Annotated in this window: 21 protein-coding genes and 1 tRNA gene; 7 read left to right on the plus strand and 15 right to left on the minus strand. The window is 61.7% G+C overall.

Annotated elements, in window-relative coordinates; translation table 11 throughout:
- Nucleotide 1 precedes the first annotated feature (1 nt).
- The 8 genes from yihA to rpmH form a co-directional block, all read right to left on the minus strand.
- Complete coding sequence (yihA, locus tag K3555_RS01500; protein ID WP_259989379.1) at nucleotides 2-649, minus strand: ribosome biogenesis GTP-binding protein YihA/YsxC; 648 nt, start codon at nucleotides 647-649, stop codon at nucleotides 2-4.
- A complete protein-coding gene (locus K3555_RS01505) occupies nucleotides 649-1,401 on the minus strand; it encodes an MOSC domain-containing protein (protein ID WP_260007115.1) in 753 nt (250 codons plus the stop codon). The genes yihA and K3555_RS01505 overlap by 1 nt, the downstream gene beginning before the upstream one ends.
- Nucleotides 1,401-3,203, minus strand: coding sequence for a membrane protein insertase YidC (gene yidC, locus K3555_RS01510; RefSeq protein ID WP_260007116.1), 1,803 nt, complete (start codon nucleotides 3,201-3,203; stop codon nucleotides 1,401-1,403). The genes K3555_RS01505 and yidC overlap by 1 nt, the downstream gene beginning before the upstream one ends.
- A 133-nt stretch (nucleotides 3,204-3,336) precedes the next feature.
- Complete coding sequence (locus K3555_RS01515; RefSeq protein WP_259995135.1) at nucleotides 3,337-4,881, minus strand: bifunctional diguanylate cyclase/phosphodiesterase; 1,545 nt, start codon at nucleotides 4,879-4,881, stop codon at nucleotides 3,337-3,339.
- Nucleotides 4,882-4,947: 66 nt separating this feature from the next.
- The gene (ttcA, locus tag K3555_RS01520) at nucleotides 4,948-5,835 is read right to left on the minus strand and encodes a tRNA 2-thiocytidine(32) synthetase TtcA (protein ID WP_260007117.1); all 888 of its coding nucleotides are present in this window, start codon (nucleotides 5,833-5,835) and stop codon (nucleotides 4,948-4,950) included.
- A 54-nt stretch (nucleotides 5,836-5,889) separates the two neighbouring features.
- On the minus strand, nucleotides 5,890-6,120 hold the full coding sequence (yidD, locus tag K3555_RS01525; RefSeq protein ID WP_260007118.1) for a membrane protein insertion efficiency factor YidD: 231 nt from the start codon (nucleotides 6,118-6,120) through the stop codon (nucleotides 5,890-5,892).
- Nucleotides 6,121-6,280: 160 nt separating this feature from the next.
- Entirely contained in the window at nucleotides 6,281-6,706 is a 426-nt protein-coding gene (gene rnpA, locus K3555_RS01530; protein WP_260007119.1) for a ribonuclease P protein component, read from the minus strand.
- A gap of 23 nt (nucleotides 6,707-6,729) precedes the next feature.
- Entirely contained in the window at nucleotides 6,730-6,864 is a 135-nt protein-coding gene (gene rpmH, locus K3555_RS01535) for a 50S ribosomal protein L34 (protein ID WP_008554144.1), read from the minus strand.
- A 331-nt stretch (nucleotides 6,865-7,195) separates the two neighbouring features.
- On the opposite strand from rpmH, the gene K3555_RS01540 reads away from it, so the two are divergent.
- The 4 genes from K3555_RS01540 (at nucleotide 7,196) to K3555_RS01555 (ending at nucleotide 10,971) form a co-directional block, all read left to right on the plus strand.
- Complete coding sequence (locus K3555_RS01540) at nucleotides 7,196-7,972, plus strand: TVP38/TMEM64 family protein (protein ID WP_237456822.1); 777 nt, start codon at nucleotides 7,196-7,198, stop codon at nucleotides 7,970-7,972.
- Nucleotides 7,973-7,974: 2 nt separating this feature from the next.
- Nucleotides 7,975-9,393: an NAD(P)/FAD-dependent oxidoreductase gene (locus K3555_RS01545; RefSeq protein ID WP_260007120.1), complete on the plus strand. Its 1,419-nt coding sequence runs from the start codon at nucleotides 7,975-7,977 to the stop codon at nucleotides 9,391-9,393.
- A 15-nt stretch (nucleotides 9,394-9,408) separates the two neighbouring features.
- Nucleotides 9,409-10,794, plus strand: a complete 1,386-nt coding sequence (locus K3555_RS01550) for a HAMP domain-containing sensor histidine kinase (RefSeq protein ID WP_260007121.1) — start codon at nucleotides 9,409-9,411, stop codon at nucleotides 10,792-10,794.
- 100 nt (nucleotides 10,795-10,894) lie between these two features.
- Nucleotides 10,895-10,971 (plus strand) — tRNA-Arg (locus tag K3555_RS01555).
- 92 nt (nucleotides 10,972-11,063) lie between these two features.
- On the opposite strand, the gene K3555_RS01560 is transcribed toward K3555_RS01555, so the two are convergent.
- The gene (locus tag K3555_RS01560; protein ID WP_260007122.1) at nucleotides 11,064-11,279 is read right to left on the minus strand and encodes a hypothetical protein; all 216 of its coding nucleotides are present in this window, start codon (nucleotides 11,277-11,279) and stop codon (nucleotides 11,064-11,066) included.
- 76 nt (nucleotides 11,280-11,355) lie between these two features.
- Between K3555_RS01560 and K3555_RS01565 the strand changes: the two genes are divergently transcribed.
- A complete protein-coding gene (locus K3555_RS01565) occupies nucleotides 11,356-12,726 on the plus strand; it encodes a TniQ family protein (protein WP_260007123.1) in 1,371 nt (456 codons plus the stop codon).
- Nucleotides 12,727-12,817: 91 nt separating this feature from the next.
- Here K3555_RS01565 and K3555_RS01570 read toward each other — a convergent pair whose 3' ends face one another.
- Nucleotides 12,818-13,879: a PD-(D/E)XK motif protein gene (locus tag K3555_RS01570; protein ID WP_260007124.1), complete on the minus strand. Its 1,062-nt coding sequence runs from the start codon at nucleotides 13,877-13,879 to the stop codon at nucleotides 12,818-12,820.
- 172 nt (nucleotides 13,880-14,051) lie between these two features.
- Between K3555_RS01570 and K3555_RS01575 the strand changes: the two genes are divergently transcribed.
- Nucleotides 14,052-14,264: a hypothetical protein gene (locus K3555_RS01575; protein WP_260007125.1), complete on the plus strand. Its 213-nt coding sequence runs from the start codon at nucleotides 14,052-14,054 to the stop codon at nucleotides 14,262-14,264.
- Nucleotides 14,265-14,372: 108 nt separating this feature from the next.
- The gene (locus K3555_RS01580) at nucleotides 14,373-14,684 is read left to right on the plus strand and encodes a hypothetical protein (RefSeq protein ID WP_260007126.1); all 312 of its coding nucleotides are present in this window, start codon (nucleotides 14,373-14,375) and stop codon (nucleotides 14,682-14,684) included.
- Between the two features lie 369 nt (nucleotides 14,685-15,053).
- On the opposite strand, the gene ehuA is transcribed toward K3555_RS01580, so the two are convergent.
- From ehuA to K3555_RS01605, 5 genes are all read right to left on the minus strand, one after another.
- Nucleotides 15,054-15,869: an ectoine/hydroxyectoine ABC transporter ATP-binding protein EhuA gene (gene ehuA / locus K3555_RS01585; protein ID WP_311200013.1), complete on the minus strand. Its 816-nt coding sequence runs from the start codon at nucleotides 15,867-15,869 to the stop codon at nucleotides 15,054-15,056.
- 2 nt (nucleotides 15,870-15,871) lie between these two features.
- Complete coding sequence (ehuD, locus tag K3555_RS01590; RefSeq protein WP_260007127.1) at nucleotides 15,872-16,537, minus strand: ectoine/hydroxyectoine ABC transporter permease subunit EhuD; 666 nt, start codon at nucleotides 16,535-16,537, stop codon at nucleotides 15,872-15,874.
- A 3-nt stretch (nucleotides 16,538-16,540) separates the two neighbouring features.
- Nucleotides 16,541-17,143 (minus strand): ectoine/hydroxyectoine ABC transporter permease subunit EhuC, encoded by a 603-nt coding sequence (ehuC, locus tag K3555_RS01595; RefSeq protein ID WP_260007128.1) that lies wholly within the window; start codon nucleotides 17,141-17,143, stop codon nucleotides 16,541-16,543.
- A 129-nt stretch (nucleotides 17,144-17,272) separates the two neighbouring features.
- Nucleotides 17,273-18,115 (minus strand): transporter substrate-binding domain-containing protein, encoded by an 843-nt coding sequence (locus K3555_RS01600; RefSeq protein WP_259989427.1) that lies wholly within the window; start codon nucleotides 18,113-18,115, stop codon nucleotides 17,273-17,275.
- A gap of 164 nt (nucleotides 18,116-18,279) precedes the next feature.
- A complete protein-coding gene (locus K3555_RS01605; protein WP_260007129.1) occupies nucleotides 18,280-20,736 on the minus strand; it encodes an FAD-dependent oxidoreductase in 2,457 nt (818 codons plus the stop codon).
- Nucleotides 20,737-20,753: the final 17 nt, after the last annotated feature.

Consider the following 20,753-nt stretch of genomic DNA (forward strand, 5'->3'; position numbering starts at 1 on the left):
GTTACAGCCCGGCGATGATCGAGCGCAGGGTGGCGATGCCGTCGCCCTTCTCGGACGAGGTCAGGACGATCTCAGGGTAAGCGGCGGGGTGTTTGGACAAGGCGTCCTTCACCTGCTCCAGCACCTTGGCGCGGTCCGTTTCCTTGACCTTGTCGGCCTTGGTCATGACGCATTGGAAGGTAACGGCAGAGCTGTCCAGCAGCTTCATGATCTCGGCGTCCACCGCTTTGATCCCGTGGCGGCTGTCGATCAGCACAAAGGCGCGGCGCAGGTTCTGGCGGCCTGACAGGTAGCGTTTCAAGAGCTTCTGCCATTGCTCCACGATTTTCAGCGGCGCGTTGGCATAGCCATAGCCGGGCAGGTCGACCAGATACAGCTCAGGTCCTTGGGTGAAGAAGTTGATTTCTTGCGTGCGGCCCGGTGTGTTGGAGGCGCGCGCGATGCCCTTGGTGCCGGTCAGCGCGTTGATCAGGCTCGACTTGCCGACGTTGGAACGGCCGGCAAAGCAGACCTCCAGCCGGTCGGCATCAGGCAGGCCGTTCATCGCGACCACGCCCTTCAGGAACTCGGTCTCGCCGGCAAACAGCTTGCGGCCTTTTTCGGCAGAGATGTCATCCGGCGCCTCGGCCAGGGAGAATTGCATTTGCATCACAGCACCTTTACCGCGTCGCCAAGACGGATTTCACCGCTGCGCACCACTTCGGCGTAGACAGAGAAATCCTGGTGGCCCCAATTGTCTTTCAGGGTTTTCAGCGTATCGGCGTCGCGTTCGCCGGTTTCGGGGTTGGCGGTGGTCGCCAGGCAGCGTACCACCCGTTCGCGTACCGCAAAAACAGCCTCGCCGATCTGCACCTCACGGCCCAGCCAGTCGTTTTCGGCCCAAGCCTCATTCAGGTCGAACCAGATGTTGCCGCGCCAGCGCTTGGGCGACAGATCATGGCCGATGGCCTGTTCCACAGCCCGGTGAGAGGCCCGGTTGCACAGGGTAACCGAGGGGAAAGGGGTATCGGTCATGCCGCGGCCCGGCACCCGGATGATACGGGCAGAGGCGGCACGGCCCGTCGGCGTCAGCGGCTTTTCCCAATCGAGGAAACGTTGCAGATCCGCAGGATTTTCCGGATCGAATGTCAGGTCAGGCTGCTGCGGGTGCGTCAGCGTCAGCTGGCCGCTGGCATCGTCCAGACGGGCATTGATGGCCATCAGCCCGGGCGCCTTGGAGCCGCGGGTGAAGTTCTGGCAGGGCGCCCATTCGGAGCCGTCCGCCTTGGATACCTCATGCGCGACCGCCCAAACGCGATCGCCGGGCATGGTTTGCCCGGCGGTCAGGGTTACATTTTCCAGCGCTTCACGCCCGTGGGATTTGAGCGGGTGGCGCCAGATGTCCGTAACTTGGTGCGTCATCAGCTGTCAGCCTTTGGCTTTTTCTTGAAGCCCGACTTGATGTTGCCGAACACGTCCGGTTTGTAGCCGTGGCTGCGCATGATCAGATACTGTTGGCTGAAGGTGATCGTGTTGTTGGCAATCCAATAGACCACCAGGCCGGAGGCAAAGCCGCCGAGCATGAACATGAACACCCAGGGCATCCAGGCAAAGATCATCTGCTGGGTCGGATCGGTGGGGGCCGGGTTCAGTTTCTGCTGCAGCCACATGGAGATGCCGAGCAGGATCGGCAGGATACCGATGAAGATCAGCGCCATGATGCTTTCCGGTGCCGGGGAGGCAAAGGGCAGCAGGCCGAACAGGTTCATGATCGAGGTCGGATCCGGCGCGCTGAGGTCCTGGAATGGGCCAAAGAAGGGCGCGTGGCGCAGTTCCAGGGTGACAAAGATCACCTTGTAGAGCGAGAAGAAAATGGGGATCTGGATCAGGATCGGCAGACAGCCCGCGGCGGGGTTCACCTTTTCCTTCTTGTAGAGCTCCATCATCTCCTTTTGCATCTTCTGGCGGTCGTCGCCGGTGCGCTCCTTGAGCTTCTCCATCTCCGGCTGAAGCTCTTTCATCTTGGCCATCGAGGCATAAGATTTATAGGCCAGCGGGAACACCAGGATCTTGATCACCACGGTCAGGCCGATGATCGCCCAGCCCATGTTGCCGATCAGCACGTTCAGATTGTGCAACAGCCAGAACATCGGCTTGGTCAGGAAGAAGAACCAGCCCCAGTCGATGACATCCAGGAAGCCTTGGATGCCTGCGGATTGGTAGCCGCGGATGGCTTCCCATTCCTTGGCGCCCGCAAACAGCCGGGTGGTGACCTCGGACGACTGGCCGTCGGCCACGGTCTGGGTCGGCAGAACGATGTCGGTCTGATAGATCTCGCGGCGCTCGTCGAATTTGGCGATCGAACGGAAGGCCTGGCCCGGTTCGGGGATCAGGGTCGACATCCAGTAGTGGTCGGTAAAGCCGATCCAGCCGTTCTCTGCGACCTGTTTGACCTCGGCCCGGGAGCCGTCGCGCGGATCGGGCTCGAAATCAGCCATGTCGTCATAGTCGGTTTCGGCCAGTTCGGCGTCCGACATGCCGACCAGGCCTTCGTGCAGGATGAAGAAGTTCTTCAGGTCCGCAGGCTGGCCATGGCGGGCCAGGGTGCCGTAGGGCGCCAGGGCGACGCTGCCGCCGGAGGCATTGGCCACCGACTGGGTGACCGAGAACATGTAATCCTCATCCACCGCGATGGTGCGGGAGAAGGTCAGGCCCTTGCCGTTGTCCCAGGTCAGGGTGACGGGGCTGTCCGTGGACAGGGCGGCGTTTGCCGGCGCGGTCCAGATGGTGTTGGCACCCGGCACATCGTCCAGCGACAGGCCCGCACCCGGCGCCCAGCCGTAAAGCGCGTAATAGGCGCCGGCATCGCCCACGGGCTTCAGCAGTTTGACGATCGGAGACCCTTCGTCCAGCGTCTCGCGGTAGTCCTTCAGCGACAGATCGTCGATCCGGCCGCCCTGCAGCGAGATGCTGCCGGCCAGGCGCGCGGTATCGATGGCAACGCGCGGCGCATCGGGGGCTTCGGCCTCTTCCGCGGCGGTCTCTGCCACCGCGTCTGCGGAGGCGCTGGGGGCCAGGGCGGTATCGCCTGCGGGCGCGGATTCGCTGACCGCGGTATCAGGCGCCTGTTCCGGCTCTGGCGGGGGAAAAAAGGTGTACCACCCCAGGATCACCAGAAAGCTGAGTACGGTTGCGAGAATAAGATTTTTGTTCTGATCGTCCATTGGGGACTGCCACCTCGTGTAGGGAAGGACACGTGGGGTTCAACAGAGGTGGGCCGCAAAGGTCAAGCAGAATCGCGGTGCGCCGGGGCGGCATAAGGCCCTGGTGCAGCAGAAAGTCAAAGGAATTGAGTATTCAGGGGGTCTGGCGGCCGATCACAGGCGTGTCCTGCAATTTGGCTTCATGGGACGTGATCCAGTCCAGCGTCTGGTCGAACGGCATCGGGCGGCCGATGCCGAAGCCCTGCACATGGCCGCAGCCCAGCTGCGCCAGCAGTGCGTGTTCGCCTGCGGTCTCAACCCCTTCGGCCAGGGTTTCCAGCTCCAGCCGTTCGGCCATGGTAAGGATCGCGGAGATCAATTTTTGCTGTTCCGGATCCTGATCCGCCTTCATCACAAAAGACCGGTCGATTTTGATGCGCGAGATGCTGAAACGGCGCACCGCGGCGATGGAGGCATGGCCGGTTCCGAAATCATCCAGGTCGATGTGGCAGCCCATTTCGCTGAGGGCGAGGATGTTGCGGGTGATCACGTCGTCGGGCTGATCGGTCATCACGGTTTCCAGGATCTCCACACACAGGCGGCTGGGCGGCAGCTCAAAACGTTCAAGCTCCCATTTGATGCGTCCCGCAAGGCCGGGATTGCGCAGCTCCTGGGTGGCAAAGTTCACTCCGACGCAGGGCACCTGGACGCCGGCCGCATCCCAGGCCTTGATCGCCACTAGGGAATTGTAAAGCATCACCTGACTCAGCCGGTCCATCAGCCCGGCTTCCTCCAGCGCGGGCAGGAAGGTCGAGGGCGGGATCAGCCCCTGCACCGGGTGCGACCAGCGGGCCAGCGCCTCGAACCCGGATACCCGGCCGGTGTCGGTGCAGATCTGCGGCTGGAACCAAGCCTGAATCTGACCGGATTCCAGGGCCGAAGCAGCCTCTTCGCGCAGGTTGGAACGGGTTCCGCCGCGCCCGGACATATCCACCGAAAAGGCGCGGATGCCGCCCGGCCCATTGCTTTGCGCCTCGGCCAGGGCTGTCACGGCGGCGCCGGTCCAGTCGGACCCGGCCTTGCCCGGAGCCCGGTTGCGCTGGCAAAAGCCGATGGAGCAGGTCACGTAGATGTTGGTGCCATCCAGCGGCACAGGTTCCTCGGCGGCGGTCTGCATCCGGCCGGCCAGCTGGATGCATAATTCCAGATCCAGCTGCAGGGTCGGGGCCAGGCAGATGGCAAAGCGGCTGTCGCCGATCCGGGCAATGGTATCGTGCTGGCGCAGGATCGAGGCGATCTGCGTGCCGCAGTGCTGAACGATACGGTCGCCGGCCTCAAGCCCGTGCCGGTCTGCCAGTTCTTTATACTCGTCCAGTTCCAGGATGAAGACTGCGGAGCGCAGATCCGTTTCCGCGCATTCGTCATAGATGCGGGCGGTCTCATGCTCGAACCCGTCGCGCAGCATCATGCCGGTGACACTGTCGCGCGGCAAGCCGCCGCCGCCGAGCTTGCTGAACCCGCCGGCAACGGCAATCAGCACCGGCAGGCCAAGCGCCACTGACAGCAGCGCGGTTTCGCCGCCGAGCCAATAGGTGGCCAGGGTCAGGGCAGGCAGGAATGCGAGCACAGGCGGCCCGAAAAGTGCCGGGGCAAGGGTTTGCCGGAGCCGTGCCAGGAGACCTGATCCCGTGTTTGTCATTCTCAGACCTTTCGTCTGCAGCCAGTCGTTCCGGCATGAGACTAGGGTGCTGATCTAACCCGGGAGTTAACGCAGCTTGGGAATTTCCGGTATTTCCGGCCCGGAGACCGGGTTCTTCAGTTCCAAACCGGCAAAATCGAACAGTTTCGGATCCAGCAGGTGCGAAGGCCGGGCATTCATCAGTGCGCGGAACATCACCTGGCGGCGGCCCGGGCTGTTTGATTCCCACTGATCCAGGATCTGTTTCACCTGCTGGCGCTGCAGCCCGTCCTGGCTGCCGCACAGGTCGCAGGGGATGATCGGATAGTTCATGGAACGGGCGAATTTTTCGCAATCGGCCTCGGCCACATGGGCCAGCGGACGGAACACGAACAAGTCGCCTTCTTCGTTGACCAGCTTAGGCGGCATGGTCGCGAGCCGCCCGCCGTGAAAGAGGTTCATGAAGAAGGTTTCCAGAATGTCATCCCGGTGATGGCCCAGCACAACTGCCGAGCAGCCCTCCTCCCGTGCAATGCGGTACAGGTTGCCGCGGCGCAGGCGCGAACAGAGCGCGCAAAAGGTCCGGCCCTGCGGAACCTTGTCCATCACGATGGAATAGGTGTCCTGATATTCGATCCGGTGCGGCACGCGCATCTTTTTCAGGAACTCCGGCAGCACGGTGGCCGGAAAACCGGGCTGGCCCTGATCCAGGTTGCAGGCAAGCAGATCGACGGGCAGCAGGCCGCGCCACTTCAGCTCATAAAGAACCGCCAGCAGGGTATAGCTGTCCTTGCCGCCCGACAGGCAGACCAGCCACTTGGGTGTGCTGCCGTCCGTGCGGCGCTCCACCATGCCGTATTGGTCGATCGCCTCGCGCGCGTAGCGCACGATACGCTTCCTGAGTTTCTTGAACTCGGTAGTCGAGGGGGCGCCGGCAAACAGCGGGTGGATTTCGTCCAGATCATCATCAAGCATGGGCGCGCCCTAGCTGAGGAAGTGCGTTTTGCCAAGAAAAAAGGTGTTCCGCCTTCAGTCCTTGCTGCCGGGCACCGGGTCATAGCCATCGCCGCCGAAGGGGTGGCAGCGACCGATCCGGCGGGCAGTAAGCCAGGCGCCCTTGACCGCGCCATGCTTTTCCAGCGCTTCCAACGCGTAGGCAGAACAGGTGGGCTGGTAGCGGCAGTTGAACCCGACCCAGGGGCTGAACAGCAGCCGGTAGGCGCGCACAGGCAGGGCGAGGATATGGGCCAGCGGGGTCATGCGGGTTAGATAAGGTGAGTTGCGCCGCATGGCAATGAGGGCAGCGCAAGCGCCCTCCCGTGGGGAGGGTCGGGCGCTGTCCGGCCTATCGGCCGGAGAAACGGCATCCATATTGGCACGGACTTCCCGCGAACATGCGCGGAGCCTGGATATTTCTGGCTTACGGGGTGTGGATCTTCTTCAGCGCATAGATCAGGTCGCGCTTCAGCTCCTCGAACGGGCGCTGGGCGGTCTCGGTGGCGCGGCCGATCAGCACGTAATCCCATCCCGGACGGCCATGTGCGGGCAGAATCATCCGCGCAGCTTCGCGCAGCCGGCGCTTGGCGCGGTTGCGGACGACGGCATTGCCGACCTTTTTGGAACAGGTGAACCCCATGCGGATGCCGCCGTCATCCTGGCGGTTGCGGCCCTGGACCATCATGCCCTTGGTGCCCTGTTTGCGGGCAGGGGGGCGGGCACAGGTAAGGAAATCACGGCGCTTGGCCATGACCTCGATCTTTGGCGCATCAGCTGCGCAAACGGACACCGCCGGAGGCGTGTCCCCTCGGGCAGCAGTGCCGTCCTTGGGGGCCTCCGGCGGTGTCATGTCCGTCAGAACCGGAACTGAGCTTATGCGCTCAGTTCTTTCCGGCCGCGGGCGCGGCGTGCGTTCAGGATCTTGCGGCCAGCTTTGGTGGCCATGCGCGCACGGAAGCCGTGGCGGCGTTTACGAACCAGGTTCGAAGGCTGATAGGTGCGTTTCATCGCTCCGGTCTCCACATTGTATCTTCGGGCAGGGCGCGGAATCGCCTCCCGGGGGTCTATCTCGAAGCCCGGTCTTTAGGAGGGAACGGCGGGTAAGTCAAACCCTGCGGCACGGGTTTTCGGAGAGATGTGCAACATTTCTGCCAAAAACCGCACCGGAACAGCCTCCGGGCAGGGCGGATGTAACAGCCAGGCAGTGATTCTGCCACAATCCTCACGAATCCGGGGGCAGGTGATCAAGCAGCCGTGAGGCAGGGCTGCCCACCCTCGCCTGCGGGCCATTTAACACGTAGCTACACAGCACTGCCACAGAGACGGACGTATAAGCATCATGAGCGAGACACCCAAGACCGATTCCGAGCCAAAGGATCAGCCTGCGGCCAAGCCGGGCATGGCCCGCCATCTGCCGCTGATTGCCGTTGCGGTGGTGGCACTGATCGGGGCGGTGACGCTGAAGGACTACCTGAGTTTTGACACGCTGCGCGACAACCGCGAGGCGCTGATGGCGTTCCGGGATCAGAATTACCTTGGTCTCGTGGCGCTGTTCATGGGGCTCTATATCGTGATCGTGCTGTTTTCGCTGCCGGGTGCGGCGGTGGCCTCCGTCACCGGCGGGTTCCTGTTCGGGCTGGCGGCGGGCACCGCGGTTAACGTGATTTCGGCCACCATCGGTGCGGCGGGCATCTTTCTGGCGGCGCGCTGGGGGCTGGGGGCTGCGCTGACGGCCAGGATGGAAGCGGCAGAAGGCCGGGTGCAGATGCTGAAACAGGCGCTGCGCGAGAACGAGGTCGAGGTGCTGCTGCTGCTGCGGCTGGTTCCGGCGGTGCCGTTTTTTGTCGCCAACCTGCTGCCGGCACTGGTGGGAGTGAAATTCCGCAACTTCCTGTGGACCACGGCGGCGGGGATTATTCCGGGTGCCATCGTCTTTACCTGGATCGGGGTCGGAGTCGGGTCGGTGTTCGACCGCGGTGAAGACCCGGATCTGAGCCTGTTGTGGGAGCCGCATGTGATCGGGCCTATTCTGGGCCTGTGCGTGCTGGCGGCGATGCCGATCCTGGTCAAATCCGTCCGCGGCACCCTGCGCGGCAAGAACAGCAAGGATACCTGAACATGAGCCGCATTGAATGTGATCTCCTGATTATCGGCGCCGGGTCGGGCGGGCTGTCGGCGGCTGCCGGTGCCAGCCAGATGGGGGCGTCTGTTGTACTGCTGGAAGGCCACAAGATGGGCGGCGACTGCCTGAACTACGGCTGTGTGCCCTCCAAGGCGCTGCTGGCCAGCGGTAAGGCGGCGCATGCTCAGGCGCATACCCAAGCCTTTGGTGTGCCGGATCAGCACCCGTGGCCCGACTACGCCGCGGCCAAAGATCATGTGCAGGCGGTGATTGATACCATCGCCCCGGTCGACAGCCAGGAACGGTTCGAGGGCCTCGGCGTGCGGGTGATCCGCGAGTTCGGCCGTTTTGTTTCGCCAACAGAAGTCGAAGCAGGCCCGCACAGGATCATTGCGCGGCGGGTGGTGATCGCCACGGGGTCTTCGCCGCTGGTGCCGCCGATCCCAGGGTTGGACAAGGTGCCTTACGAGACCAACGAGACCCTGTTTGAACTGCGCGAGAAGCCCGAGCACTTGCTGATCATCGGCGGCGGCCCGATCGGCATGGAGATGGCGCAGGCGCATATCCGGCTAGGCTGCAAGGTCACTGTGATCGAAGGGCTGAAGGCGCTGGGCAAGGATGATCCAGAGGCCGCAGCGCTGGTGCTGGACAGCTTGCGCGCAGAAGGCGTGGAGATCGCCGAGGGCGCCATGGTCTCGCGTATCGGCGGGCAGGCCGGTGCGGTTGAGGTGGAGACCAGGGACGGCAGCCTGTTCAAGGGCAGCCACCTGCTGATGGCGGTGGGGCGCAAGGCCAATATGGAGCGGCTGAACCTCGCTGCCGCCGGGATTGAAACCAAAGGCAACGGCATCAAGGTCGATGAGAGCCTCTTGACCACCAACAGACGTGTCTATGCCATCGGCGACGTGGCCGGCGGGCTGCAGTTCACCCATGTGGCGGGCTATCACGCGGGCATTATCATCCGCTCGGCCCTGTTCGGCCTGCCGTCGAAGGCCAAGTCCGGCCACATCCCCTGGGCCACCTATACCGACCCGGAACTGGCACAGGTCGGCCTGACCGAGGCGCAGGCCCGCGATATCTACGGTGTCAAACTGAAGGTGGCACGGTTCGACTACAGCCACAACGACCGCGCTATTGCCGAACGCAGGACCAAAGGCTTCATCAAGGTGATGGTTTTCAAGGGCCGTCCCGTGGGCGCCACCATCGCAGGCCATCAGGCGGGAGAATTGATCACCCTGTGGTCGATGGCGCTGGCCAACCGTTTGAAAATGAGCCAGATTGCAGCCATGGTTGCGCCTTACCCCTCCATCAGCGAGATTAACAAACGGGTTGCCGGGGCCTATTTCACCCCGCGGCTGTTTGAGAGCGGTTTTGTCAAACGCGCTGTGCGCGTGGTGCAGCGCTGGATTCCTTGAGGTAAGGGCGGCGGGATGCTCAACACGCTTTCGGGCAGATTTCTGATCCTGACAACTGTCTTTGTGATGCTGGCCGAGATCCTGATCTTTGTGCCCTCGATTGCGCGGTTCCGCGAGGATTTTCTGGCCGACCGGTTGCAGCGGGCACAGATCGCGTCGCTGGCGCTGCTGGCTGATGACATGCTGGCGACGGAACTGGAAGCGGAGCTTTTGGAGAACGCAGGTGTCTATAACGTCGTGCTGCGCCGCGACGAGATCCGCCAGCTGATGCTGGCCTCGCCGATTCCGCAGCAGATCACTGGCACCTATGATTTGCGGATGGCTGGGGCAATGACCCTGATCCGGGATGCGGTGCTGCGGCTGTCCCGGCCGGAAAACGAGGTTATCCGGGTGATCGGCGCGCCGGTGCGCGATGCGGGAATATTGATCGAAGTCACCATGGAAACCGCGCCATTGCGCATGGCGATGATCGATTACGGGGTGCGGATCCTGGTTCTGTCGGCGGTGATTTCGGTTTTTACGGCGCTGTTGCTGTTTGTTGCGGTGCGGATTGTGCTGGTGAAGCCGATCAAAAGCGTCGTCGGCTATATGCAGCGCTATGCGGCGGCGCCTGAGGATGCGCGCGGCATCATCCACCCGAGTTCCAGCGTGGTGGAGCTGCGCGAGGCAGAAGAGGCGCTGATGCAGCTGCAGACTGAGCTGACCCACGCGCTGAAGCAGCGCGAGCGACTGGCCCAGCTGGGCGGTGCGGTGGCCAAGGTGAGCCATGATCTGCGCAACATCCTGACCTCGGCGCAGCTGTTCACCGACCGCATCGAGATGAGCGAGGATCCCCTGGTGCGCCGGCTGGCGCCGAAGCTGGTGAATTCGATCACCCGTGCGGTTTCCCTGTGCGAGGGAACTCTGGCGTTCGGGCGCGCCGAGGAGCCGTCGCCCACCTTTGCTGTGGTCTGCCTGCATGAAATCACAGCGGATATTGCCGAAAGCGAGCTGCTGGCTGCGGACAGCGCATTGGTCGGGATCGTCAATGCAGTGCCCAAACCGATGATGCTGCGCGCCGATTCTGAACAGCTGTTCCGCATTGTTATGAATCTGGTGCGCAACGCCCGTCAGGCGATCACCGCCACCGGGAAACCGGGCAGGATCACGGTCGGCGCGTATGAGGTAGAAGACGCCTGGTATATCACCGTTTCCGACACCGGCCCCGGTTTGCCGAAAAAAGCGCAGGACAATCTGTTCACCCCGTTCCAGGGCGGTGCCCGCAAGGGCGGCACCGGGCTGGGATTGGCCATCGCGGGCGAGCTGGCCCGCGGCCATGGCGGATCGGTCGTGCTGAAGGAAACCAGCCCGGACGGCACCGTTTTCGAGATCTGCCTGCCCAAGGGCGACGGCACGATTTGACCGTGGCAAGCAGGCTGACGGGAATATGCCGGCCGGAGGAAACTAATTTTGAGTTTTGGGGTTGCGACTCTCCATAGCTATGATTACACCCCGTCGCAGTGGACCGATAGCTCAGCTGGATAGAGTACTTGACTACGAATCAAGGGGTCGGGGGTTCGAATCCTCCTCGGTCCGCCATTAATCCCTTTGTCAGATGCCAAGCAAAACCGACTTTTGTGACAGATAGCTGACCCAGGCGGCGCAATTTCCAGAAATCATAGCGACGTTGCTCAGTCGAGCTGGTGATCGTAAGATCCAGCCAAACCAGCCCTTGTCTGATCCCGGAAGCCTCGCTTGGTCAAAAGCTTACCTGCCACTCCCGGAACGAACTTCCCGCAGTTACCGCTGACGGTGCCGCACGCCACGTGCGAGCCGGCATCTTCCTTGCTGTCGCGGCTTGCGGCCAGGAACGGCGCCATTTCGATGCAGAGGTTTTGCGGCGACATTGCCTTTCCGATCGACCCGCTCTTTCGTGGAGAGAAGGTAGCAATCAAGCAATTGGCTTAGCTGGCAGGGTGTGACGTGACCGCACTGGAGCGGGTTTCTATCCGCCACCTCGGTAAGGGCCATTTTCGGCTTCGGGATGAATTTGCCTCTCTTCAGAGCTTTCAGCGCTCGCGCATCCGCGTCTGCCCGGAGTGCATACGGACCGAAATGTCGTCAGCAGCAGAGTCCTGGCGTGTGCCGCGTCGCCTCCAGTGGAAATTCTCGTCTATCAGGAGCTGCCCTAAACACAGCAGCATGCTCGCATGCCTTCCAGCCGAGAAATTCAACAAGGACGCCAGAGACTTCGCGGCGCAGCTGCAAAAACACCACGGTTGGATTTTGGATCAGCCGGTGGTCCAGGCAAATTCCAGCCCTTTCGAGGCGTACCTCACGAACCGCATCCTGAGCGGGCGGGGAGACCGATGGATCGACCGTCTTGAACTCAACGTGGCGTCTCGCGCATGCGAGGTGCTGGGCCTGCGTATTGCAAAGGGGCCAGATGCTGCGCTGGCGGGGCACAGCGAGCCAGACTGGAGGAGCTATGGTGTCTTGGGCTACCACGTACTGAAAGACGGTCCTGCAGCTCTTTCCGACTGTCTTGCTGCTTTGGCTCGCGAGGACGGCGCGGACAGCAGGTTCTTCGGTCGACTCTTTGGCCCCTGGATTGTGTGGCTGAAAAGCCGGAGCCTCGGCGATGAGTTCGAGCCCCTTCGTGACGTTGTGCGGCGACACGTCTTCGGCAATTTCTCCGTCAGAAAAGGAGTGCTGGTGCTGGGCGTGCCTTCGGAAGGAACAGCTTCTTCGAACCCACAGAAGTCGGTTTCGCTGAATGGGTTCGCTAAGCGCAATGCCGAAGACCTGATTTGCCGAGGTCTCGCAACGCGTGACGATGGCGGCAGTATCGCACCGATGAATTTTGTAACTCAGCAAATGTTCGACGCCTACGAGCGCGAGAAGAAGTTCTTTCGAGCCGGGCAAAGTTCGTATGAAAAAGCTGAAAGTAGCGTATATGGTGCCGATAACGCTAGGGCGTCGGGAGAGAGCCGCCTTTCCGTCGGTGACGCCGCCCGGCAGTTAAAAGTGACGGTCAAAACAGCAGGGTATTTGATCCAGAATGGAATGCTGTGCGGTGTGGAAACCTCAGAGCTCTACCGCCGGGGGGCGACTGTTGTCACCGCTGATAGTCTGACGCAGTTTCAGAAGAGCTTCATTTCCTTGGGCGAGCTCGCTGAGATCACGCAGCGCCCGCAAGGTGCACTTTCGATGAAACTTAGAAATGCCAACGTGGCCCTGTTGGCGATGCCCCATGATCTAAGCCGGATCTATTGGCGCGAGGACGTGAATGACTTTCTCGGCCCTCTCCGGCCATTGGCCGTTTCGCGATTAGCTACGGTTCAACTTCCCTGAAACGGACATACATAGCCGCGCGCATGCTGGCCATTCAAGCCAAGGCCAACCAATCCTTTGGAGGTCAGTTTTGCGCGGAAGTCAACTGTCCCTACCTGTCCAGTCTCAGGATCGCGTCCACGACGCGTCGGGCACCTACAATGGGGTTGTCCAAACTGATCGCCGCGGGAAGTTCCACGCGGAAGGTGACCGACTGGGCATCCACATGCTGATGGATGATGAGGTCATCGCGCCGCAGGATCTGGACGGCCGAGTCTGTCATGTCGTACCCGCGAACAAAGGTCATGCTAAATGTAGTCGTGAACGGTGTCTCGTTGACCATCGTGGCATGCTCGTATCCAACGCCCGACTCCGCGCCGTACACAGACACGCGCTTTAGGAACTCGTCGACCAAGCCGCTCGCCCCGGTGGCGTTGAGACGCTCAAGAATGCTCTCCACCAAGGAAGGGATCGACAAAGCAGGCGCATTGAGATCTGCTTGGCACAGACCGATGCTTACGAGGAGCAGGCGCGCTTCCCCTGTGTCGTCATCACTGGCAGGGGTAGGTTCGATTTGGTGGACGCCATGGATGGCGTGACTTGAGGTGGCGCGAGTAGTGGTTTTTATCTCTACGCCCGTGCCTTCCCATGTGAAGTCCCTTGCCGAGCGGCGCCAGCCATCCCAAGCCTGAACGATTGGCCCGACCTGAGGATCGGCCGCGCGGCGGCAAAGAGCGTCGAGTAGGAGCAGTTCCCCGACGAGACCGAGGATCGCGTTTTCGGAGATCTCCATACGATTAATGGCGAGTTCGATCAGCGGTTCGGAGACGGCAAAGGCGCGCTCCAAATTAACGTCAGCCTTCTCGCGCAGCAGTTCAGCGGCAATAAATGCACCGACCTGGTCGAAATGCCCCAGCGAGGGTAAGCAAATGCGGTTGGCGTTCAGCGGAGGCAGGCTGTCACGGTGCCAGGAGTGGTAGCGCATCGCAGTCTTCACTGTGCCGGTCCGGGGCCTTAACTCGTCGCCTGCAAGGAACAGTTCTAAGTGACCGCGACTATTCCGAGCGATCCCGACCACCTTCGCATCAGTCAACCAAGTTATGGCTCGGTCATCTCCGATCGTGCCCGCTGGAACGACGTCGATCTGGTTTAGGACTGCTTCGTAGCTGGTCATGGGAGTTCCTTCTAAACGATGGTCGCCCCAGCACGGGTAAGCGGCGCGTTTCCTGGGGGTTTTACCGGCGCTTGCTCAGCTCAATTGGCTGCAAGAAGCCGGCACGTCAGATGCTCAGGATTGGTTCAACCGGCATGGTGCCGCCGGCCATAGCCCCGCACGCCGGTCCGAAATGCCGGGGAATTTGATTATCGAGGCCCTTAAACGCGGAGAGGCGGTTGCCTATACCGTTTGCGACTGGGTGCAGGATGACATCGAATGCGGCGATCTGCAGGATCTCTGGCCCGACCGGGAGGAGGGCGCCTATTATGTGCTGTCGAATTCCGGTGATTTGGACGGCGGGAAGGCGGCGTTCCTGAATTGGCCGCACCGCGCCAGGGGCTAAAGACTATCTTCAGGCGCACGGGCGAGCCGCTGAAGCCCATTAGCCTACCATTGCAGTCCGCCATACTTCGATCGCCACTTGTAGAAGGTCGCATTGCAGAAGCATTGCGTGCGGCACAACTCTTTCGCGCCCAAGATGTCTGAGCTGGAGGGAGAGAAGGTCCGCCTGGAGGCGGTCATCGCGGACACCCCGGAACCCTCAGCCCTGCGGCTGCATCCGAGGCTGCCGGCGCGGTGCCGGGTGTTGATCGAAGATCTTGCCGGCGCCCTGAACGCGCCAGAAGTGCGGCGGGAGGCGACGGCGTCGCTGCAGGCGCTGATTTCGGAGGTGCGGATGGTTCCGGACGGTACTGCGCCAGGCGGGCATCAGCTTGAACTTGTTGGGGAATTGGCAGGGCTGATGGCTTTGGGGCAGCCGTAATCGAAAAAGCCCCCGCATTTTGCGGAGGCTTGGTTGGAAACGTTGGTTGCGGGAGCAGGATTTGGACACTGTTTCATTCAAGTTCAATAACTTGTGGCTACGTTGCCAGCCGCCATCCTTGCAAGCTTTGCTTGAGTATCTTCCTACATCCGTTTTGCGCAGGAAGCTGCCGCTGCAAAGTTTCGAGCTGCCGGCGCCCTTCGAAACCTGGCCGGCCCCGAGCTATCGTTCACCTCACCTTTGGCCGCGGCAGTGCAGCTTCACCAGACCAGCCGCACAAGTGCCACGCTGCATTTGCCAAGATCAAAGGTCTGCTCGCCGGGCAGACCCGCTGCCTTAACCAGTTGCTCGGGAAACCCGCTCTGGTCTTCAGACCGCTTCCCGCACCGCGCTCAGGAATTGCTGTGTCCGCTCCCGCTGCGGGTTGCCAAACAGTTGCGCGGGCGGACCCTGCTCCTCGATCTTGCCGCCATAAAAGAAGCATACCCGGTCCGAGATATCGCGGGCAAAGCCCATCTGGTGAGTCACCATCAGCATGGTCAGGTTATGCTCCGATACCAGCTGGCGGATCACGTTGGTCACCTCGCCGATCACCTCCGGGTCCAGGGCCGAGGTGACCTCGTCGAACAGCATCACTTTGGGCCGCATCGCCAGTGCGCGGGCAATCGCCACCCGCTGCTGCTGGCCGCCCGACAGGCGCGAGGGATGCTGATCCTTCTTGGAGATCATGCCGACCAGTTCCAGCAATTCTTCTGAACGATCACATGCCTCGGCCTTGGACAGGCCCAGGACCTGCACCGGCCCTTCCATGCAGTTTTCCAACGCTGTCATATGCGGGAACAGGTTGAAGTGCTGAAAGCACATGCCGATGTCGGCGCGGCGGCTGCGCAGGTGGCGTTCGCTGGCAGGCACCAGCTGGCCGCCCTTGGGCATATGCGTCAGCGGCTTGCCGTCCACATAGATCACCCCGCCGTTGATCTGCTCAAGCGTCATCAGCATCCGCAGCACGGTGGTCTTGCCCGAGCCGGAGGGACCGATGATCGAGACCATTTCCCCTGCCGCGACGTCGAGATCGAGATCGTCCAGCACAGTGAGCGCCCCATAGGATTTGTTCACCTTGCGAAAGCTCACCATCGGCGTGTCTTCACCGGTGATTTCAAGCGGAAAGCCAGTATTGTCCAGCATCGTTACAGTCCCAGTTTGCGGCGCACATACCCTTCGAACAGCCGGATCAGGCCCGCTGCCGGCAGGGAGATTGCCAGAAAGATGATGCCGACCATCGTGTAAGGCTCCAGAAAGCGGTAGTTTTCCGAGCCGATGGCATTGGCGGTGTGGATAAGCTCGGCAACCCCGATCACCGACAGCATCGGCGTGTCCTTGAAAATGCCGACCAGGTAGTTGCCCATGCCCGACAGAGCGGGCGGGATGGCCTGCGGAATAATTACCCGGCGGTACTTCTGCGCGGTGGACATGTTGAGCGCGATTGCCGCCTCCCACTGGCCTTTCGGCACGCTTTCAATACCGCCGCGGAAGACCTCAGACAGGTAGCAGGCATAATGCAGGCCGATGGCGATCATGCCGGACATCCACGGGCTGAGCCGGATGTCGAACTGCGGTCCTACATAGAACACAAAGAAGATCTGCAGGATCAGCGGGGTGGAGCGGATGAACTCGACGAATTCCCGCACCGCAAAGGTCACTGCTTTGGAGGGGGTCCGCTGCGCCAGTGCCAGGGCCATGCCCAGCACTACCGCAATCGCATAGCCCGCGAGGGCCGCAACCAGCGTGTTGCCGGTGGCAGTGATCAGGCGGGGCAGAATCTCCCAGGTGAAATCCCATTGCCAGTCAAACATGGCTTACGCCCTCCCCATCTTGCGCGCCATGTGGCGTTCCAGCCAGCGCATGAACGGCGTCACGAAAAAGCGGGCCAGGACGTAATAGATGACCAGTGCCGCGCCAAAGACTTGCGCCGACAGGAAGGTCGAGGCGTTGATCTGGCGGGATTCGAACATAAGATCGGCAACCGAGATCAGCGAGACCAGCGCGGTGCCTTTCAACAGCTCGATCATCAGGTTGCCCCAGGGCGGCAGCATGCTGACAAGCGCCTGCGGCAGGATAATCCGCCGCATCCGCTGCGCCGGGCTCATGTTAATGGCAAGCGCCGCCTCCCACTGGCCCTTAGGTACCGACAGGATGCCGCCGCGCACCAGTTCCGCCCCGTAAGCGCCGATGTTCATGCCCACCGCCAGATAACCGGCAGTGAATTTTTCAATCGTCAGGCCGAACAACGGCAGGACAAAGAAGATCCAGTAGAGCTGGACCACAAGCGAGGTGCCGCGGAAGATTTCGATATAGGTGACAGCTGCACCATGCAGCAACCGGTTCTGCGAAAGCTTCATCAGGCCCATGCAGAGCGAGATCGCGATGCCAATTGCTGCAGCAAGCAGGAACTGTACCAAAGTAACGCCCGTCCCAGACAGGAGCCGCGGCCAGTACTGGACCAGGAATTCGTAAAAACCCATCAGTAATCCGTATTGCACGAGGAGAATTTCAGGCGGCGGCACCCAAGGCGCCGCCGCACAGCCGGATCAGCGGTTCGCGCAGGTCCATTCGGTGGTCTTGTCACCGGGCAGGGTGCTTTCGGTGTAGCCGTACTTAGCGACGGTCTGCATCATCTCCTCGGAACCGATGTAGCCTGCCAGCGCTTTGTTGAACTCGGCCAGGAAATCACTATCCGCATCACGGAAGCCAACGCCGACCCAGTTCAGCGTCCATTCCGGCAGCGCGCTGGGATCGGTCACATCGACGGCCTCGTCGCTATCGGCCAGATGCGCGGCTTCGAAATAGGTCATGCCGGCAGCATCCGCGCGGCCGGCCTTAACGGCTGCGAGCATTTCAGTGGGCCCTGGCACCTGCATGATCATCGCGTCGGTCAGTCCTTCCTTCTTGGCGGCCTCCACGGTGTTGTAGCCGGATCCGGCAGCCAGCACCGCTTCGGCGGACAGGATATCCTGATAGGTCTGGATCCCCTTGGGATTGCCGGCCGGAACGATGAAGGCGTCACCGGATTGTGCAATCGGCTCGGAGAAGGCAATGTTCTCGCAGCGGCTGTTGAGGATATAAAGACCGCCGGTGATCATGTCATAGCGGTTCGCCTGCAAGCCAGGGATCAGACCGCCCCAGTCGGTGACGGTGGCCTCGACGTTGTCGTGACCCATCTTTTCCAGGATGCCGACGGCAATCTCGTTCACAAACCCCTTGGCGTCGCCGTTCTCGTCCGGGTAGCCCCAGATTGGGATATTGGAGAAGCCGATGCGGAGCGGCTCACCCGCAGCAATCCGGTCATCAATCGGCCCGGCCAACGCCGCAATCGAGCTGACCACGGTTGCAACTGCCGCTGCGCCCAGAGTGTTGAGTAGTTTGTAAGTCATGGTTTCCTCCCAGAATTTAACCTGTCTTCGATATGGAACCCGCGCCTGCTGTTTGGCTGGGGCGGCGTCTCCATTGCCACGGTCCTGAGCTTTAGCCGGTGATGAGAGCGGGACACCGGGGATGTGCATCAGGACCGTGAACTCCTCCTTGGTGCCGGGCGCCCTCAGGTGCCGGACAGCATCCGTTTGCTTTGCGGGTCATAGAACGGGGTCAGGCTGACATCGGCCTCGATGCTTTTGCCCTCCACCAGGACCGTGAATTGGCCGTTCTCCACCGCTGCCTTGTCTGTTTCGCCGTCCGGCAGGTTCAGCAGGCACAGGCCGACAGCCGCCCCGACCGTTTGGCCCCAGGCGCCGGCGGTCACATTGCCCGCAATCTTGCCGTCCCGCAGAACAGGTTCGTTGTGATGCAGCAGCGGTCCGGGATCGCGCAGTTTGACCGAGCACAGGAACGGCCCCTTGTTTTCCGCCTTGCGCGCCAGATAGGCGTCGCGGCCGATAAACGGGATGGGCTTCTTGGCCTTGCAGACAAATTCCATGCCCATCTGATGCGGTGCTTCGGTATAGGCCATATCGTGGCCCCAGTGGACAAAGCCCTTTTCCAGCCGCAGCGCATTCAGCGCCTCGCCGCCGATCAGGCGGAGACCGAACTGTTCACCGGCCTGCATCAGAACTTCAAACACATGCTCAGCGAAATCCGGAGTGACGAAGATTTCCCAGCCCAACTCGCCGGAATAGGACAGACGCTGCGCAAACACCGACGCGTGGCCAATGTGGAAATGCTGCAGATTGTTGAACGGGAACGCTTCGTGCGACACGTCTGCATCGCTGACGGCCTGCAGCAGTTCGCGGCTCTTCGGTCCCATGATCCCCAGCACGCCATAGGCGGTTGTCGCATCGCGCAGGCGCACATCCTCGCCCGGCTGGATCAGGTCGCGCAGATGCAGATAGTCGCGCCGGGTGTGCGAGATTGAGCTCATCACCATAAAGCTGTCGCCGCCATGACGCGCAACCGTGACATCGCTTTCGATACCGCCGCGTTCGTTCAGCATAAGCGTATAGGCAACCCGGCCATTGGCCATTGCCATGTTGTTGGTGCAGACCCGCTGCAGGAAGCTTTCGGCGTCGCGGCCCTCGACCATCAGCTTGCCCAGCATGGTGTAGTCGATCATCGCAACAGCTTCACGCGCGGCCTTCTGTTCCTCCTGCACATGCGGGAACCAGTTCTGGCGGCCAAAGCTGTATTCGTACTTCGGCTCAACCCCTTCGGGCGCGAACCAGCCGGGGCGTTCCCAGCCCTGGGCCTCGGTGAAACAGGCGCCGCGGGCCTTCATCGGGTGATGGAACGGCGTGCGGCGCAGGTTGCGGACGGTCTCGCGCTGGCGGTTCGGCCAATGCATCGCATAGGTCAGCACCAGCGTTTCCGGGCAGCGTTCCTGCAGATAGGGATCGCGCGCCTGAAACTCCTCGCAGCGCTTGGGGTCCATTTCGCTGAGGTCGATCGGCGGATGCCCGTCGATGATCCATTGCGCCAAGGCCCGACCGGCGCCGGAACCCGACTGGATCCCGGTGGAGTTCACCCCGCCCAGAACAAAATAGTTCGAGATGTCCGGTGCCTGCCCCAGGATGAAACGGCCGTCATAAGAATAGCTTTCCGGCCCGTTAAAGAAGGTGCGGATACCGGTTTCCTGCAGCAGCGGCACCCGGTTCATCGCCAGTTCCAGAACCTCCATCACATCGTCCTCGACAAACGGCAGGCTGTCGAATTCGAAGTCCTCGGAAATGCCTTTCATGCCCCAGGGATTGGCCTGGAAATGGGCAAAGCCGAACAGCAGCTTGCCGGCGTCTTCCTTCCAATAGGTGCCGTCACAGTAGGAGCGCAGGACCGGCAGGTCGCTGGGCAGGTTATCAATCGCCTCGGTCACCAGATAGTAGTGTTCACAGGCGTGCAGCGGCACGCCAACACCGTTCTGGCGGCCCAATTCCCGCGCCCACATGCCGCCGCAGTTCACCACGTAATCGGCGCTGATGGTGCCCTGATCGGTGCGAACGCCAACGGCCTTGCTGTCACGGGTCAGAACTTCTTCGACTTTGATGTTCTCAAAGATCTTGGCACCGCGCATCCGCGCACCCTTGGCCAGCGCCGTGGTCAGATCCACCGGGTTGGCAGAGCCGTCGCTGGGCATATAGATACCGCCCAGCACGCCGTCGGGGTTCATCAGCGGCCAGCGTTCCTGGATTTCGGCGGTTTCCAGATACTGCGCCTCGATCCCGAACAGCGCCGCAAAATCCGCCTTGCGCTTCAGCTCGGCCATCCGTTCATCGTTCACCGCAACCGAGATCGAGCCCGACCGCCGGTAGCCTGGGTTCTGACCGGTTTCCGCCTCGATTTCCTCCAGCAGCTCAATACCGTATTTGGCAAAGGCGGTGGTGGCGTGGCTGCCCTGCAGCTGCCCCACAAGGCCGGCGGCATGCCAGGTGGTGCCGCTGGTCAGCTGCTTGCGCTCCAGCAGCACAACGTCGGTCAGCCCCTGTTTGGCCAGGTGATAGGCCACCGAGCAGCCGTGAATGCCGCCGCCGATGATGACAACCTGCGCGTGGGACGGGAGTTGTTTGGTCATTCTGGTGAAACCTGTGG

The organism is Leisingera sp. M527, assembly GCF_025141525.1.
In the GTDB taxonomy this organism is placed as follows: domain Bacteria; phylum Pseudomonadota; class Alphaproteobacteria; order Rhodobacterales; family Rhodobacteraceae; genus Leisingera.